The following is a 16,917-nucleotide window of genomic DNA, read 5'->3' on the forward strand; positions in this document are numbered from 1 at the left end:
GCCCCTCCCATTTTCAAGGGGAGGGTTAGGGTGGGGTTTAAGGTAAAGCTACCCTCCCCCTTGAAAATGGGGAGGAGCATTCTTTGTTCTCTGAAAGTGTTGAAAATGTTCTGAACACGCTGTTAGAAACTCTCATACAAGCTTCGATACAATTCTCTTTCAAAATGCTCAATGGGCGGTGCGACTTTCGGGGCCTCTTCTACCGGCTCTTCAGGGTGGTAGTTGGTCACAAACTGCACGAACAGCAACTGCTTCCCTGATTGGGCCGTAATGAGCCCGGCGAGGTTGTAGGTGCCGAACAGCGAGCCGCTCTTGGCTGCTATCTTGCCCTGGAGCGGCTGATGGCGGATACTCTGGCGATAGCGCAAGGTCCCGCTTTTTCCGCTTACCGGCAATGTGCTGAGCAAGCCAAGCTGCTTGTCATTCTGGTAGAGGTAAGTGATCACTTCCATCATCTGGGCAGCCGAAACCCTGTTATTGCGAGACAGTCCGGAACCGTCGACCAGTACGGCCTTGCTCAAATCAATCTCCGCTTTATCATTCAAGATCGCCTTGATAGCGGCCACACCATTGCTAAAGCTGCCCGGCTGCTTGAAATATTGGCCGCCAAGTGTCTTGGCCAGGTTGTCTGCGATCAGGTTGTCGGAGTCCTTGACCATAGTATCGAGTAACAAAGGCAATGGGTCGGACTGATGGCGGGCTATGCGTTTGCCCCGAGCCGTATCATCACGAACGATTTTACCTTCAAAGCCAATGCCTACGCGTTTGAGTTCGCTGCGGATCACTGCCCCGGCATAGAGCTCGGTATTTTGCACCGCGAAGTTAAGCGGCAATGGCTGGCTGCGTTTAGGTAAGCACCCACTTAGCTGGTAGCTATTGCTATTATCGGCAACCAGAGTTAAGTCGCAGTAGCGTGTTTTTTGTTGTTCCTTGCTGATAATCACCGCATCTGTTGTGACCCTGACAGGCTGGTGGGCAGGTATATTGACGCGAGTTGTCTGGCCAAGAGCCTTGTTGCTGTATAGGGCACCCTGTACGCAATTATGTTCCAGTGAGATGCTGCTGGCAGGGGCACTGTAGCAAACCCCGAGAATATCCCAGGGCCATCCTGGTGCTCGCTCATAGCCGTTAAATACAGCCCCATTGAGCACGATGTTTCCTTTTACCGTGTTGATTTTAGCTTTTTTTAGCTGGGCCAGCAGAGCGGCCAGCTGAGGGCGAGACAGGGTCGGATCGCCGCTAAAACGAACGATAATATCGTCACCGCTGCGCTCTAAATCGGTTGTAAAGCGGAAGCTGTCACCAAGGTAGAGTTTGGCTGCCAGTGCCGTGATGAGTTTTTGGGTACTGGCTGGTGCCTGGAGCTGTTTTTCTCGCTGGGAGTACTTCACCTGGCCGCTAGCCGGATCGACAACAATCAGGGCGGTATCTTGGCCACCGGGTAAGTGTTTGATAGCAGGCTGGGGAGAAAAGTTGGCCAATACGGGCTGGCTAAGCAGCAGGCCTAGCAATAGGGGAAATACACGGAGCATTAAGTTAATAACCATATGAAAGTCGTTTAACCATCATATCGCAAAAAGGCGCCGACCCGAAGGTCAGCGCCCTTATTAGCATGTAGCCTTGCTAATCCAGTCGCGATTAGAAGTCGTAACGTGCACCCAGTACGAACTCGTCAGATGTCTTCGCTTTAGTAATGCCAACAGTAGAGTCTGTGTCTAGGTTGTTGAACTTGTATGAAGCGTAAGTACGGAAGTTCTTGTTGAAGTAGTGAGTTGCGTCAACAGCGATAGAATCACGTAGATCCTTGTCGTTGTTTGAGTCTTCCAGGTAGTTGTAAGTCGCGATGAATACTGTGTTGCCCATCGTGTAAGATGCAGCAAATTCATAGCCCTTAGACTCTTCAACGTTCAGGCCGTGTACTTCAGTATTTTCTGCGTCCTGGTATAGACCTGCAAAGTAGAAGTCACCGATAGTGTAAGAAATTGCACCGAATGCCTGTTTGCCAGTTTCAGTGTTAAGTGCGGCCTGGCCGTCCTGCTCGCCGTAACCTGCACCGAATGCCAGGCCCATGTCCATAGCGTACATTGCAGCAAGAGAGTAGCCGTCAACATCGTAAGTGCCGTTAGCGTTTTCGTTTTCGCCAGTGAACACATAGTTTGCTTTAACTGTCAGGTTGTTGCCTGAAAGGTCGAAAGAACCAACGTAAGCAAGGTTGTTGCTTGTACGGTCAGCAGCGGCCAGTTTGTTACCCGCTTCGTTACCGTGGAAAGCCATGATATCAGTGAAGTCTGTCAGCATGCCCAGAGAGCCGTCAGTCTTACCGTAGCGAACCTGGCCGAACTCGCCGCCGATACCTGCGTTGATGTGACGGTTATCGACATCTTCACCATCTTTGTATTCGCCTTCCCAGAAACCGATACCGTAGATGTCTTCTGTGATATCAGTTTTACCTGCGATGTTTACACGAACACGAGATGCGTCAGTCACTTTGCTGTCACCCGCTTCGTTATCAGCCATAACCATACGAGCTTCAAAACGGCCGCCTACTGCCAGGCTAGAAGTTTCATCAGAGTAGACTTCTGCAGCGGTTGCTGCGCCCGAGATTGATGCTGCTGCTACTGCCAAAGCAATCAGTTTCTTGTTCATTGTCGAATCCTTTTGGAATTATTTTGTTGTATGCATGAGAGTGCTAAATGCATGGTGTTCTTTTTACTGTTTATTGCGGGCAGACAGTTAGTAAAAAAAACTGAAAAATACTTTTCCGGAATACTTTTTGGTGTTTTTTGGTTCTAAAAGACCTTATTTATTAGGTGTTTACATTTGAGTGGGAAAGTTCTCTGCCGAGATGAGCTTTTAGTTGTCTTTAGAAATGATTGATATTTTATTGTGGTACTTATTTTGTAAGTTTGATTATATTTGTGAACTAATCCACATTAAAATTGGTCAGGTTCCTGTAGGAAGAAAAGCCTTGTATTACTGGAGACAGTATCTAGGGTGATCTCTTGCTCATCTTTGTTTAAAATGAATTCTGTTCCCTATTAACGATGTTGGTTCAGCATGGAGCTGGACTAGCTTTTTTTTGCCCAAAATAGTGCTAGGTACTATACGGGGTTTGAGGTAAGTAAAGTTATGGATAAGGTTCCAATGACGGTACGCGGCGAGAAGTTGCTGCGTGATGAACTGGAAACATTAATGAAGCGTCGCCCTGTCATTTCACAGGCGATTGGTGAAGCACGTGAGCTGGGCGATCTCAAGGAAAATGCCGAGTACCACGCTGCACGCGAAGAGCAAGGGATCTGTGAAGCGCAGATCCGTGATATCGAATATAAGCTTTCGGTGGCTCAGGTGATCGATGTCACCAAGATGGAAAATACCGGTAAGGTTATTTTTGGTGTGACTGTGACGCTTATTGACGTTGATACCGAAGATGAAGTTCAGTACCAGATCGTTGGTGATGATGAAGCGGATATCAAGGCAGGCCGGATCTCGGTCAATTCGCCGATTGCTCGCGGTCTAATTGGCAAAATGCAGGATGATGAAGTGGTCATTACCACGCCTGGTGGTCAAAAAGAGTTCGAAATTGCGGAAGTGTCGTACGTCTAATTGGCAGTAGATGCGCTTTATTGTTAGTGAATGTAACGGTTTGCAGCAAACAGTGGCGTTCCGTGCCATTATTCCGGTGTAAAAAAGGCCGCGTCGGCGGCCTTTTTTATTTGCGAGGAAGTTCGATTTTACGTTCTTCGCTCGGGCGGTAAAGAACAAGTGTCTTACCGATAACTTGTACTTTTTCTGCTTTCGTTTCACGAACAATTGCATCGACGATCAAAACTTTTGTTTCGCGTTCTTCTGCAGCAACCTTAACCTTGATAAGTTCATGGTGGTCAAGCGCGAGTTCGATTTCGGCCAGAACCGCTTCTGTCAGGCCGTTTGCACCCATAAGGACAACAGGCTTTAGGTTGTGGGCAAGACCCTTCAGGTATTGCTTCTGTTTGGTGCTTAGGTTCATGGAGACTCTATTTTTTGATGATAAGGGTTGAAAACACGGTATTCTAACGCCATCTAGTCTAGAAGACTAATTTGTTTAGTATACGTCACTGTAAAGTGGTCGAGTATACTTTATAAGTACGCTAACTCATTAGGTAAATCATGAGTCGAAAAAAACAATCGGGGAGCTCCGGACGTTGGCTGAAAGAGCATTTTGATGATAAATATGTTCAGGAGGCACAGAAGAAAGGCTACCGTTCTCGCGCTATCTTTAAAATTGAAGAGATTCAAAATAAGGATAAGCTGCTAAAGCCTGGTATGACAGTTGTCGATCTGGGTGCGGCACCGGGGGGCTGGTCACAATATGCTGCTGAAGTCGTCGGTGATGAAGGACAGGTGATTGCCTGTGACATTCTTCCTATGGATTCGCTGCCGGGAGTAAGCTTCTTGCAAGGTGATTTCCGTGAAGAGGCTGTGTTGGATGCACTGTTGGATCGTATTCAGCCAGACATGGTTGATTTGGTACTTTCAGATATGGCGCCTAACATGAGCGGCAACTTGGCGTCAGATCAACCTAGAGCAATGTATCTTGTTGAACTAGCATTAGATATGTGTAGGCAAGTACTTGCGCCGAACGGCAGCTTTGCGGTAAAAGTTTTCCAGGGTGAAGGCTTTGACCAGTACCTGGCTGACGTGCGTAGCATGTTCAAAGTGGTTAAAATTCGTAAACCGGATTCGTCACGAGATCGCTCTCGTGAGGTCTATATTGTAGCTACAGGTTACAAACTGTAGTACCCTAAATTCATCTTTAAGTTATCGCGAGGTTAACACCTTGAGTGACATGGCAAAAAACTTGATTTTGTGGTTGGTCATCGCTGTGGTTCTGATGTCTGTATTTCAGAGCTTTGGTCCCGGTGATAGTGCTGGCCGTCAAGTCGACTATACAACCTTTGTCCGTGAAATCGGTCAGGATCAGATAAGGGAAGCGCGATTCAATGATCGTGAGATCACCGTATATAAACGTGATAACACGCGATACGTCACTTATCTGCCTGTCTACAACGATCAAAAGCTATTAGACGACCTTATTAACGCTAATGTGAAGGTGATGGGTACACCACCTGAAGAGCCGAGCCTGCTGGCTTCAATCTTCATCTCCTGGTTCCCAATGCTGCTTCTTATTGGTGTTTGGATTTTCTTTATGCGCCAGATGCAGGGCGGCGGTGGCAAAGGTGCCATGTCGTTCGGCAAGTCTAAAGCACGCATGATGAGTGAAGATCAGATCAAAACGACCTTCAGCGACGTTGCTGGTTGTGACGAAGCCAAAGAAGACGTGAAGGAGCTGGTGGATTACCTGCGTGATCCGAGCCGCTTCCAGAAGTTGGGTGGTAAGATCCCGACGGGTGTTCTTATGGTTGGTCCTCCTGGTACGGGTAAAACTTTGCTGGCTAAAGCGATTGCCGGTGAAGCGAAGGTTCCTTTCTTTACCATTTCGGGTTCTGACTTCGTAGAAATGTTCGTCGGTGTGGGTGCATCCCGTGTCCGTGACATGTTTGAGCAGGCGAAGAAAGCGGCACCTTGTATCATCTTTATCGATGAAATCGATGCCGTCGGCCGTCAGCGTGGTGCTGGTGTCGGTGGTGGTCACGATGAGCGTGAGCAGACGCTTAACCAGATGCTGGTTGAGATGGATGGTTTCGAAGGTAATGAAGGTATCATCGTTATTGCCGCGACTAACCGCCCAGATGTACTGGACCCAGCATTGCTTCGTCCGGGCCGTTTCGACCGTCAGGTCGTGGTTGGTCTGCCGGATGTACGTGGTCGTGAGCAAATCCTGAAAGTGCACATGCGTAAAGTACCGCTGGACGGCGATGTTAAACCATCACTGATTGCACGTGGTACGCCGGGCTTCTCTGGTGCCGATCTGGCTAACCTGGTCAACGAGGCTGCCTTGTTTGCGGCTCGCGGTAACAAGCGTACCGTTTCTATGGTGGAATTCGAGCTGGCCAAAGACAAAATCATGATGGGCGCAGAGCGCAAGTCAATGGTGATGACGGACGAGCAGAAAGAGTCAACCGCCTACCATGAGGCCGGTCACGCAATTATCGGTCGCCTGGTACCGGACCATGATCCGGTCTACAAGGTTTCGATTATCCCTCGTGGCCGTGCGCTGGGTGTGACTATGTACTTGCCTGAGCAAGACCGAGTCAGCCATTCGCGTGAGTTCCTCGAGTCGATGATTTCGAGCCTTTACGGTGGCCGTCTGGCGGAAGAGCTTATCTACGGTGTTGATAAGGTATCGACTGGTGCATCGAATGATATCGAGCGTGCGACTGACATCGCCCGTAAGATGGTGACCCAGTGGGGCTTCTCTGACAAGCTAGGTCCGCTGCTGTATGCAGAAGACGAAGGTGAAGTATTCCTTGGCCGCTCGGTGACACAGACTAAACATATGTCTGATGAAACAGCCCGTGCCATTGATACGGAAGTTCGTGCGCTGATTGATCGTAACTACGAGCGAGCGCGTGAAATTCTGAGCCAGAACATGGACATCATGCATGCGATGAAAGAAGCATTGATGAAGTATGAGACAATCGATGCTGGTCAAATCGATGATTTGATGGCCCGTAAAGCTGAAATCCGTGCGCCGAAAGGCTGGACTGATGAAGGTGATACATTGAAGGCGTCTGATGTCGATTCGGATTCTGATGCGGAAAAGGCTGACACGCCTGCTGAAGAAAAGCCGGTGTCTGATAGTGCTGAAGCACCGAAGACTGAAGATAAAGAAGACGACAAGCCACAAGCATAATTGTTGTTCTGAAAATGAAACCCCGAGCTGGCTCGGGGTTTTTTTTATTCTGTGGTTTGTAGCAAATGGACACTGTGATGATTCTGACCAGTAAAGACAAAACCCTCGATCTTTCGCACTCCCATGCAATGGGGATCCTCAATGTGACCCCGGACTCATTTTCCGATGGGGGGAAATTTAATCGCCTTGATAATGCGCTTTACCATGTCGAGTCGATGCTGGCTGCCGGAACCAGTATTATTGATATCGGGGGGGAGTCAACCCGTCCGGGTGCTGCCGATGTTGTGCTGAATGATGAACTTGATCGGGTCGTTCCGGTGATTGAGGCGATCCGCCAACGGTTTGACTGCTGGATCTCTATCGATACCAGCAAGGCGCAGGTGATGACCGAAGCGGTTGCAGCAGGTGCTGATCTGATCAATGATGTTCGCGCTCTGCAAGAGCGGGGGGCGATGGCGGCAGCGGCGAAGGCCAATGTGCCGGTTTGTCTGATGCATATGAAGGGGCAGCCGCGTACAATGCAACAGCAACCGACTTATCAAGATGTGATTGCCGATGTCGGCCAGTTCCTCGCCGAGCGGGTCGAGGCATGCGAGGCGGCCGGGATCCGCCGCGAACAGTTGTTGCTGGATCCGGGGTACGGATTCGGTAAAACCCTGGAGCATAATTATCAGTTGCTCGCGTATCTGGATAAATTTCACCAATTTGGTTTACCCCTGCTGGTTGGTATGTCGCGTAAATCAATGATATTTAAGTTACTTGATAAAAAACCTGCCGAATGTATGGCTGGAAGCCTGGCATGTGCAGCCATTGCTGCCATGAAAGGGGCGCAGATTATTCGTGTCCATGACGCACAAGAAACCGTTGATGTCTTGAAAGTGTGTCGGATGACATTAGAGCAGGAATAAAATAAATAATAGCTAGGAGCTGAAAATGGCTGAACGTAAGTTCTTTGGTACCGATGGGATCCGTGGCTTGGTCGGACAGGCCCCAATTACCCCGGACTTTGTCCTGAAACTGGGCTGGGCGGCTGGCCGCGTGTTGTCTAAGCAGGGCACCAAGAAAGTGATCATCGGTAAGGATACCCGTATCTCTGGTTATATGCTGGAGTCGGCACTGGAAGCCGGGTTGGCAGCAGCAGGCCTGCAGGCCGCTTTTACCGGTCCGATGCCTACCCCTGCGGTAGCCTACCTGACACGGACATTTCGTGCCGAGGCCGGTATTGTGATTTCGGCATCGCACAACCCTTATTATGACAACGGGATCAAGTTCTTCTCCTCGGAAGGAACCAAGCTGCCCGACGAGATTGAGCTGGCGATTGAAGAAGAGCTGGAAAAGCCGCTGACTTGTGTGGAGTCGGCGATGCTGGGTAAGGCGAAACGAATTGCCGATGCGGCCGGTCGTTATATCGAGTTCTGTAAAGGTACCTTCCCATCTGAACTGAGCCTGGCCGGTTATAAAATCGTTGTCGACTGTGCACATGGTGCGACTTACCACATTGCCCCTAATGTGCTTAAAGAGCTGGGTGCCGAGGTGATCACTATAGGTTGTGAGCCAAATGGTACCAACATCAACGATAAAGTCGGGGCAACGGATGTCGCAGCCCTGCAAGCCAAGGTGCTGGAGGAAAAAGCACACTTTGGTTTTGCCCTTGATGGCGACGGCGACCGGGTTATGATGGTCGACGAGGAAGGCAACAAGGTTGACGGCGACCAGATTGCCTACATTATTGCCCGTGATGCGCTGCGCCGAGGTGAATTGAAAGGCGGGGTTGTCGGTACACTGATGACGAACCTCGGTATGGAAGTGGCGCTGAAAAATCTCGGTATCCCGTTTGTCCGTGCCAAAGTCGGCGACCGTTACGTAATGGAAGAACTGGTCAAGCAGAACTGGTTGATCGGTGCCGAAAACTCTGGCCATGTGATCATGCTGGATAAAGTGACCACGGGTGACGGCATTGTCGCAGGCCTGCAGGTGATGGCATCGATTGTTGGTAGCAAGATGTCGCTGAAAGAGCTGTGCGACGGAATGACAATGTACCCGCAGGTGCTGGAGAATGTTCGCTTTGCCGGTGAGTCCAATCCGTTGGAATCAGATGCGGTATTGTCGGCACAGGCGGCGGTTGAGGCTAAACTGGGTGATAGCGGCCGGGTATTATTGCGCAAATCGGGCACCGAGCCGCTGATTCGTGTGATGGTTGAAGGCGAAGATGCTGATTTAGTTAAAGAATCTGCATTAGCTATTGCTCAGGCAGTAAAAGATAACTGCTAATTTGATTCATCGGAAACGGTGATTTTATCGTCGGCTTTGTTTAAAACTTGGTCAAGTGATTCACTGATATAGCTTTTTGTTGAAATTTTACTTGTCACAGGTTTAGGCTTTCGCTAGTATGCATTCGCTCCTTGATTGAAGGGGGTGCGCTGGCACTGCTGTAGCAAAGCCGGCACAACAATTTAACCATAGGTGGAACCCATGTACGAAATTCTACTTGTGATTTATCTGTTGGCTGCGCTTGGTGTTATCGGCCTAGTTTTGGTTCAGCAAGGTAAAGGCGCAGATATGGGAGCCTCATTTGGGGCTGGCGCTTCAGGAACATTGTTCGGCGCTAGCGGCTCTGGAAATTTTCTGACCCGAATGACTGCAGTTTGTGCAACTGTTTTCTTTGCAATTAGTCTTGTTCTTGGCAACATGAGTGCTAAGCAAGCGCAGGAAACAAGTGGCTGGGAAGACTTGAGTGCTCCAGCGACTGAGCAAGTTGTAGAAAAAATTGAGAGTGCACCTGTAAACAGTGACATTCCTCAGTAATTAAAGATTTAGCCGAGATGGTGAAATTGGTAGACACGCTAGCATGAGGTGCTAGTGCCGCAAGGTGTAGGGGTTCAAGTCCCCTTCTCGGCACCATTATTCGTTGCTTGAAAGGGCAACATCTGAGCGATATAATCGCCTCAGATTACGGACGCGGGGTGGAGCAGCTTGGTAGCTCGTCGGGCTCATAACCCGAAGGTCGTTGGTTCAAATCCAGCCCCCGCAACCACTTTCCGAAAAAACGACTATCCTATTAAGGAAGTATGTTTTTTCTGTCATAGCCAAGGCTGTGGCAATCAGGGTCCAGTGATAAAAAACCCCGTAATTCGGGGTTTTTTATTATCTGAAAAATGACCATTCAGGTATCTACTGGGCTTTAGTGCCCTTTTTTTGTTTCCAGGGGGTTGTTTTGACAGCTTTAGAGATGCAATTAACCGAACTGCTCGAAGCGCCGGTAACGGCTTTGGGCTATGAATTAGTCGGTTTGGAATTTATCCGTGCAGGCGAGCACTCGACGTTGCGTGTTTTCATCGACCATGAAAACGGCATTACGGTTGACGACTGCGCCGAAGTTAGCCGCCAAATCAGCGCGGTAATGGATGTAGAAGATCCTATTACTGTGGCTTACAACCTGGAGGTATCTTCCCCTGGTCTGGAAAGGCCGCTATTCAAAGCTGCACATTACCAGCAATTTATTGGCCACGAGGTCAGCTTGGTATTAAAAATGGCGATGGACAATCGTCGCAAGTGGAAAGGTGACATCATTGCTGTTGAAGGCGAGCTAGTCACTCTGAAAGTTGATGGCAATGAAGAAACATTTGCGCTGAGCAATATTTCCAAAGCCAATCTGGTTCCAAAATTCTAACCGCTAAAATTGGGGCATTAGAAATGAACAAAGAAATCTTGGCTGTCGTTGAAGCGGTATCCAACGAAAAAGCTGTTCCTCGTGAGCGTATCTTCGAAGCGCTAGAGATCGCACTGGCAACAGCGACAAAGAAAAAGCACGAAGCTGAAATCGACGTGCGTGTCGCTATCGATCGCAAAACCGGTGAGTTCGAGACTTTCCGTCGCTGGAAAGCTGTTGAGGAAGTGACTCAGCCGACGCTTGAAATTACCCTTGAAGCGGCTCAGTTCGAAGATGAAAGCATCGAACTTGACGGTTTCGTCGAAGACGAGATCGAGTCTGTTACTTTCGACCGTATCACGACGCAAACCGCGAAGCAGGTTATCGTACAGAAAGTACGTGAAGCAGAGCGTGCGCAAATCGTAGAACAGTTTATCGACAACGAAGGTGAGCTAATCACGGGCGTGGTCAAAAAAGTAAACCGTGATGCTGTTATCATTGACCTGGGTAACAATGCTGAAGCCGTTATCCAGCGTGACGATCAGCTGCCGCGCGAAAACTTCCGTCCGGGTGACCGTGTTCGTGGCTTGCTGTATGCTGTTCGCCCTGAAGCGCGTGGCTTCCAGCTGTTCATGACCCGTTCTAAGCCTGAGATGCTTTCTGAGCTGTTCCGTATCGAAGTGCCGGAAATCGGTGAAGAGCTTATCGAACTGATGGGTGCAGCTCGCGATCCAGGTTCTCGTGCCAAGATTGCTGTGAAAACCAATGACAAGCGTATCGATCCTGTCGGCGCTTGTGTGGGTATGCGTGGTGCTCGTGTTCAGGCTGTATCTGGTGAACTGGGCGGTGAGCGTATCGACATCGTGCTTTGGGATGAGAACCCGGCACAGTTTGTTATCAATGCTATGGCGCCGGCAGAAGTTAGCTCGATCATCGTTGATGAAGACAACCACACTATGGATATTGCTGTCGAGAAGGATAACCTTGCTCAGGCAATCGGCCGTAGTGGCCAGAACGTGCGTCTGGCATCTCAGCTGACCGGCTGGGAACTGAATGTAATGACTGTAGAAGATCTGCAGAAAAAGCATCAGGAAGAAGCACAGGAATCTATCGAGGTGTTTACCAAGCATCTTGATATTGATGAAGACTTCGCAACCGTACTGGTTGAAGAAGGTTTCACCACACTTGAAGAAATCGCTTACGTACCAGTTAACGAGCTGATGGCTGTTGACGGTCTTGATGAAGACATGGTCGACGAACTTCGTAGCCGTGCTAAAGAAGCACTGACAACGCTTGCTCTTGCTCAAGAAGAGTCTTTTGAAGGTGTTGAACCCGCTGATGACCTGCTTGGTCTTGACGGCCTTGAGCGCGAAATGGCGTTCAAACTGGCTGCGAAAGGTGTAAGCACGCTTGAAGACCTGGCGGATCAGGGCACTGATGACCTGACCGACATCGAAGGTATGGACGAAGCTAAAGCGGGCGAGCTAATCATGGCCGCACGTAATATTTGCTGGTTCAGCGACGAAGCGTAATTTTAAAAAGCAAGGGAGGAGCAGCATGTCAGAGGTTACAGTTAAAGCATTAGCCGAGGAAATTGGTACTCCGATTGATCGTTTGCTTCAACAGTTTGCCGATGCTGGTATCAGCAAGAAAGCTGAAGAAAGCGTAAGCCAACAAGAAAAGCAGTCGTTGTTGTCTCACCTTAAGAAAGAACATGGTGGCGACAGCACGACTGGTGAGGCTCCTACACGCCTTACTCTGCAGCGCAAGACCCGAAGCACTCTGAGTGTCTCGGGCTCTGGCGGCAAGAATAAAAGTGTTCAGGTAGAGGTGCGCAAAAAGCGCACCTATGTAAAACGTTCTGCCCTTGAAGAAGAGCAGCGCGTAGCTGAAGAAGCGAAACGCCAAGCTGAAGAAGCGGCTCAGCGTGAAGCTGAAGAAGCCGCTAAGCGCGCAGCCGAAGAAGCTGCCAAGCGTGAAGCAGAAGAGCAGGCGAAACGCGAAGCTGAAGAAACAGCTAAGCGTGCCGCTGAAGAAAAGCGCTTAGCTGAAGAGAAAGCTAAGCAAAATGCAGGACATAAGGCCAATCGTGACGCTGAGGACAAGCTGGATCGTGACGCTGAGGACAAGCGTTTAGCTGACGAAAAAGCTAAGCGCGCCGCCGCTGACCAACAGGCTAAGAAAGAAGCTGAGGCGCTACAACGTCGCAGGGAAGAGGAAGCCAAGCGTAAAGCCGAAGAAGAGAGTCAGCGCCAGCTAGAAGAGGCACGCAAAATGGCAGAACAGAACGAGAAAAACTGGTCAAAACCTGATCAGGCGACAACGAGCATGGAAAAATCAGATTACCATACAACAACTTCTAGCTACGCTCGCGCAGCTGAAGATGAAGCCGACCGCAAAGAAGAAGGCGGTCGTCGTAAGAAGAAAAAACCTGCTGCGAAAGCTGATGACCGTAACAAAGGTCGTGGCTCTCGTAACCAGCGTGGTCGCGGTGGTAAGAAAAAGTCTCAGGTTAATGCACCTACATCGATGCAGCATGGCTTTGACAAAACAGCAACCGTTGCTAAATCTGACGTTGTGATCGGTGAAACCATTGTTGTTTCTGAACTGGCTAGCAAAATGTCAGTGAAAGCGACAGAAATCATCAAAGTGATGATGAAAATGGGCGCTATGGTTACCATCAACCAGGTAATCGACCAGGAAACAGCACAGCTAGTTGCTGAAGAAATGGGTCACAAAGTTATTCTTCGCAAAGAGAATGAACTTGAAGAAGCGATCATGTCTGATCGTGACGAGAATGCCGCGACTGAATCTCGTGCACCTGTTGTTACTATCATGGGCCACGTTGACCATGGTAAGACATCAACACTGGATTACATTCGTCAAGCACACGTTGCTTCTGGCGAAGCTGGCGGTATTACCCAACATATCGGTGCATACCACGTTGAAACTGGCAACGGTATGATTACCTTCCTTGATACTCCTGGACACGCCGCGTTTACCGCTATGCGTGCTCGTGGTGCTCAGGCGACGGATATCGTTGTACTGGTTGTTGCTGCAGATGATGGTGTAATGCCACAGACAATTGAAGCTATCCAGCACGCAAAAGCGGCCGGTGTACCTCTGATTGTTGCTGTAAACAAGATCGATAAAGAAGACGCTAACCCAGACAACGTGAAGAACGAACTGGCACAGTACGATGTTATCCCTGAAGAGTGGGGCGGTGAGAACATGTTTGTTCACATCTCTGCGAAACAAGGTACTAACATTGACGGCCTGCTAGAAGCTATCCTGCTTCAGTCTGAAATTCTTGAACTGACTGCAGTTAAAGAAGGTATGGCGAGCGGTGTGGTTGTTGAATCTCGCCTTGATAAGGGTCGTGGTCCGGTTGCAACTGTTCTGGTTCAGTCAGGTACGCTACGCAAGGGCGATATCGTTCTTTGTGGTCTAGAGCATGGCCGTGTTCGTGCTATGCGTGATGAGCTTGGTCAAGACATCGAGTCTGCTGGCCCGTCTATCCCGGTAGAGATCTTAGGTCTTTCTGGTGTACCTTCTTCTGGTGACGAAGCAACCGTTGTTCGTGACGAGCGTAAAGCACGTGAAGTTGCACTTTACCGTCAGGGTAAATTCCGCGATGTTAAGCTTGCTCGCCAGCAGAAAGCGAAACTTGAAAACATGTTCTCTAACATGACTGCAGGTGACGTTGCTGAGTTGAATGTTGTACTAAAAGCTGATGTACAGGGTTCTATCGAAGCGATTGCTGATTCACTGGTTAAACTGTCTACCGATGAAGTTAAAGTGAATATCGTCGGTTCTGGTGTTGGTGGTATTACCGAGACTGATGCAGTACTTGCTGCAGCATCTAACGCTATCGTACTTGGTTTCAACGTTCGTGCTGATGTTCCGGCTCGTCGTATTGTTGAGAACGAGAACCTGGATCTGCGTTACTACTCAATCATCTACCAGCTGATTGACGAAGTGAAAGCGGCGATGGGCGGTATGCTATCTCCTGAGTTCAAGCAGGAAATCATCGGTCTTGCAGAAGTACGCGATGTGTTCAAGTCACCTAAGATCGGCGCAATTGCTGGTTGTATGGTTACTGAAGGTATCATCAAGCGTAACAACCCTATCCGTGTTCTACGTGATAATGTTGTAATCTACGAAGGTGAGCTAGAATCGCTACGTCGCTTCAAAGACGACGTGAACGAAGTTAAGAACGGCTACGAGTGTGGTATCGGCGTTAAGAACTACAATGATGTTCGCGTTGGTGACCAGATCGAAGTTTACGAAATTGTTGAAATCCAGCGTACTCTTGACTAATTACTCAAGACAACAAGCTGTTTTATAACAACTAATCTTATGGGGAGCTTCGGCTCCCCATTCTTTCAAGAGCTCAATTCTTAGAGAGAGAAAACGAATATGGCAAAAGAATTCAGCCGTACCCAGCGAGTTGCACAGCAGTTGCAAAAAGAGCTGGCGGTGATCCTGCAGCGCGAAATCAAAGATCCGCGCATCGCAATGGCAACCATCTCGAGTGTCGATGTATCACGCGATATGGGCTACGCAAAAGTGTACGTGACATTTTTGACCGTGGGTGAGCAAACGCCTGAGGACAGCCTGGAAGCACTGCGCGAACTGGCTCCTTATATCCGCTCGCTACTGGGCAAGCAGATCCGTCTGCGCGTTACCCCTGAGCTTAACTTCATCTTCGACAAGTCACTGACCGAAGGTATGCGTATTTCTAACCTGGTCAGCAAGGCTGTCCGTGATGATGAAGATCGTCGCGGTGATGATGCCGAAGAAGGCGAGGAGTAATCCATGGCACGTCGTCGTAAGGGGCGTCCGGTCGACGGGGTTATCCTCCTCGACAAACCAACCGGACTTAGCTCGAACGATACGCTGCAGAAAGTAAAGCGTATCTTCTTCGCGCAGAAAGCGGGTCATACCGGGGCACTTGATCCATTGGCAACCGGTATGCTGCCAATCTGCTTTGGTGAAGCGACGAAGTTTTCCCAGTTCCTGCTCGACTCGGACAAGCGCTATCGCGTTGTGGCCAAGTTAGGTGAACGTACTGATACCTCGGATTCTGACGGTGAAGTCGTTGAGACTCGCGAGGTGAAAGTGGACCGTGGTCAGCTAGAGCGCTGCATTGCCAAGTTCCGCGGCACAACCGATCAAATTCCATCGATGTACTCGGCCCTGAAATACCAGGGGCGTAAGCTGTATGAATACGCCCGTGAAGGGATCGAGGTGCCTCGTGAGTCTCGCAAGATCACTGTGTATTCTGTCGAGCTTCTTCGCTTTGACAACAACGAAGTCGAAATGGAGCTGCATGTATCGAAAGGGACCTACATCCGCACGATTGTTGATGATCTGGGCGAGATGCTAGGTTGCGGTGCCCATGTGACCTATCTGCGTCGTACTGGGGTGTCCAACTATCCGATGGATCGCATCGTGACGTTGGAGCAGCTACAGGCATTGCTGGATCAGGCCAAGGAGCAGGACATTGCGCCAAGCGAATTGCTTGATCCGTTGCTGCTGCCGACTGACAGTGCGGTACAGGACTTGCCGGAAGTCAATATATTGCCAGCACTGGCGGTGTATATCCTTAACGGTAATCCGGTGCAGGCTGGCCGTGTTCCCGAGACGGGGGCCCTGGTTCGCATTACGGTTGGCGAACAGCGTGAGTTTATCGGCGTCGGTGTTATCGACGAAGATGGCATGCTGGCACCGAAGCGTGTGATGGCGAACAAGCAAGACTGACGGTTCTAAAGGTGCGAGAGGCGGGTGACGCTTCGCTCCGGAAGCAGAGAAAAGCGGTATGCTTGTTAGAGCATTCCGCTTTTTTATTTTGTAAATGATGTATTCGGCCTGTACACATAAAACTCCTCCTCCTTTTCAAGGGGGAGGCTAGGAGGGGTTACCCCACCCTTCCCTTAAAAGGGGAGGGAACTTGTCATTCGCGCCTCGTTCCTATGATCTCGCCACTTATTTGAATCTTTCCTTGTAGTCATGCAGGGCTACACGTATAATTCGCGGCTCGGGTGTCGGCTGAATCAGAGATTGGCTGGCACAAATTTAGAAACACTTTGTATTAGGAATGAGTTATGTCTCTGAATGCAGAAACTAAAGCAGCAATCGTTGCTGAATACGCGCAAGGCGCAAACGACACTGGTTCTCCTGAAGTTCAGGTTGCACTGCTAACAGCACAAATCAACCACCTTCAAGGTCACTTTGCTAACCACAAACACGACCACCACAGCCGTCGCGGTCTGCTACGTATGGTTTCTCGTCGTCGTAAGCTTCTAGACTACCTTAAAGGTAAGAACCTAGATCGCTACCAAGACCTAATCAAGCGTCTAGGCCTACGTCGCTAAGATTGCTTTGAGAAAGGAGCCTGATGGCTCCTTTCTTTTTTATTGTTCGTTAATACTCCTCTCTACCGTCTCATCCGATACCTGCATCGTCACTGCTG

15 protein-coding genes and 2 tRNA genes are annotated in these 16,917 nt (G+C 49.5%); 14 read left to right on the top strand and 3 right to left on the bottom strand.

Annotation, left to right across the window (positions count from 1 at the left end):
- Positions 1-122: 122 nt before the first annotated feature.
- Positions 123-1,532, bottom strand: coding sequence for a serine-type D-Ala-D-Ala carboxypeptidase (gene dacB, locus L4D19_RS25275; RefSeq protein ID WP_428454792.1), 1,410 nt, complete (start codon positions 1,530-1,532; stop codon positions 123-125).
- Positions 1,533-1,638: 106 nt separating this feature from the next.
- Positions 1,639-2,646 carry a porin gene (locus tag L4D19_RS25280; protein WP_428454750.1) on the bottom strand — a complete coding sequence of 336 codons (1,008 nt, stop codon included), beginning with the start codon at positions 2,644-2,646 and terminating at the stop codon, positions 1,639-1,641.
- 483 nt (positions 2,647-3,129) lie between these two features.
- Between L4D19_RS25280 and greA the strand changes: the two genes are divergently transcribed.
- Entirely contained in the window at positions 3,130-3,603 is a 474-nt protein-coding gene (greA, locus tag L4D19_RS25285) for a transcription elongation factor GreA (protein WP_428454751.1), read from the top strand.
- A 106-nt stretch (positions 3,604-3,709) separates the two neighbouring features.
- Here greA and yhbY read toward each other — a convergent pair whose 3' ends face one another.
- Positions 3,710-4,006: a ribosome assembly RNA-binding protein YhbY gene (yhbY, locus tag L4D19_RS25290; protein ID WP_007464838.1), complete on the bottom strand. Its 297-nt coding sequence runs from the start codon at positions 4,004-4,006 to the stop codon at positions 3,710-3,712.
- 140 nt (positions 4,007-4,146) lie between these two features.
- Between yhbY and rlmE the strand changes: the two genes are divergently transcribed.
- The 13 genes from rlmE (at position 4,147) to rpsO (ending at position 16,819) form a co-directional block, all read left to right on the top strand.
- A complete protein-coding gene (gene rlmE / locus L4D19_RS25295) occupies positions 4,147-4,776 on the top strand; it encodes a 23S rRNA (uridine(2552)-2'-O)-methyltransferase RlmE (RefSeq protein ID WP_428454752.1) in 630 nt (209 codons plus the stop codon).
- A gap of 40 nt (positions 4,777-4,816) precedes the next feature.
- Positions 4,817-6,793 carry an ATP-dependent zinc metalloprotease FtsH gene (gene ftsH, locus L4D19_RS25300; protein ID WP_217696617.1) on the top strand — a complete coding sequence of 659 codons (1,977 nt, stop codon included), beginning with the start codon at positions 4,817-4,819 and terminating at the stop codon, positions 6,791-6,793.
- Positions 6,794-6,870: 77 nt separating this feature from the next.
- Positions 6,871-7,701 (top strand): dihydropteroate synthase, encoded by an 831-nt coding sequence (gene folP / locus L4D19_RS25305; protein WP_428454753.1) that lies wholly within the window; start codon positions 6,871-6,873, stop codon positions 7,699-7,701.
- Positions 7,702-7,726: 25 nt separating this feature from the next.
- Positions 7,727-9,064: a phosphoglucosamine mutase gene (glmM, locus tag L4D19_RS25310; RefSeq protein ID WP_160649644.1), complete on the top strand. Its 1,338-nt coding sequence runs from the start codon at positions 7,727-7,729 to the stop codon at positions 9,062-9,064.
- A gap of 201 nt (positions 9,065-9,265) precedes the next feature.
- A complete protein-coding gene (secG, locus tag L4D19_RS25315) occupies positions 9,266-9,598 on the top strand; it encodes a preprotein translocase subunit SecG (protein WP_428454754.1) in 333 nt (110 codons plus the stop codon).
- Positions 9,599-9,609: 11 nt separating this feature from the next.
- Positions 9,610-9,694, top strand: a tRNA-Leu gene (locus L4D19_RS25320).
- Positions 9,695-9,750: 56 nt separating this feature from the next.
- A tRNA-Met gene (locus L4D19_RS25325) sits at positions 9,751-9,827 on the top strand.
- 180 nt (positions 9,828-10,007) lie between these two features.
- On the top strand, positions 10,008-10,463 hold the full coding sequence (rimP, locus tag L4D19_RS25330; protein WP_075762522.1) for a ribosome maturation factor RimP: 456 nt from the start codon (positions 10,008-10,010) through the stop codon (positions 10,461-10,463).
- 23 nt (positions 10,464-10,486) lie between these two features.
- The gene (gene nusA / locus L4D19_RS25335; protein ID WP_160649646.1) at positions 10,487-11,974 is read left to right on the top strand and encodes a transcription termination factor NusA; all 1,488 of its coding nucleotides are present in this window, start codon (positions 10,487-10,489) and stop codon (positions 11,972-11,974) included.
- Positions 11,975-11,999: 25 nt separating this feature from the next.
- Entirely contained in the window at positions 12,000-14,762 is a 2,763-nt protein-coding gene (gene infB / locus L4D19_RS25340; protein WP_428454755.1) for a translation initiation factor IF-2, read from the top strand.
- Between the two features lie 99 nt (positions 14,763-14,861).
- Complete coding sequence (gene rbfA / locus L4D19_RS25345; protein ID WP_075762519.1) at positions 14,862-15,257, top strand: 30S ribosome-binding factor RbfA; 396 nt, start codon at positions 14,862-14,864, stop codon at positions 15,255-15,257.
- 3 nt (positions 15,258-15,260) lie between these two features.
- Positions 15,261-16,205, top strand: a complete 945-nt coding sequence (gene truB / locus L4D19_RS25350) for a tRNA pseudouridine(55) synthase TruB (RefSeq protein ID WP_428454756.1) — start codon at positions 15,261-15,263, stop codon at positions 16,203-16,205.
- A gap of 344 nt (positions 16,206-16,549) precedes the next feature.
- Complete coding sequence (rpsO, locus tag L4D19_RS25355) at positions 16,550-16,819, top strand: 30S ribosomal protein S15 (RefSeq protein ID WP_007464817.1); 270 nt, start codon at positions 16,550-16,552, stop codon at positions 16,817-16,819.
- Positions 16,820-16,917: the final 98 nt, after the last annotated feature.

The sequence above is a fragment of the Photobacterium kasasachensis genome, from assembly GCF_050336885.1.
GTDB classification, from domain to species: domain Bacteria; phylum Pseudomonadota; class Gammaproteobacteria; order Enterobacterales; family Vibrionaceae; genus Photobacterium; species Photobacterium kasasachensis.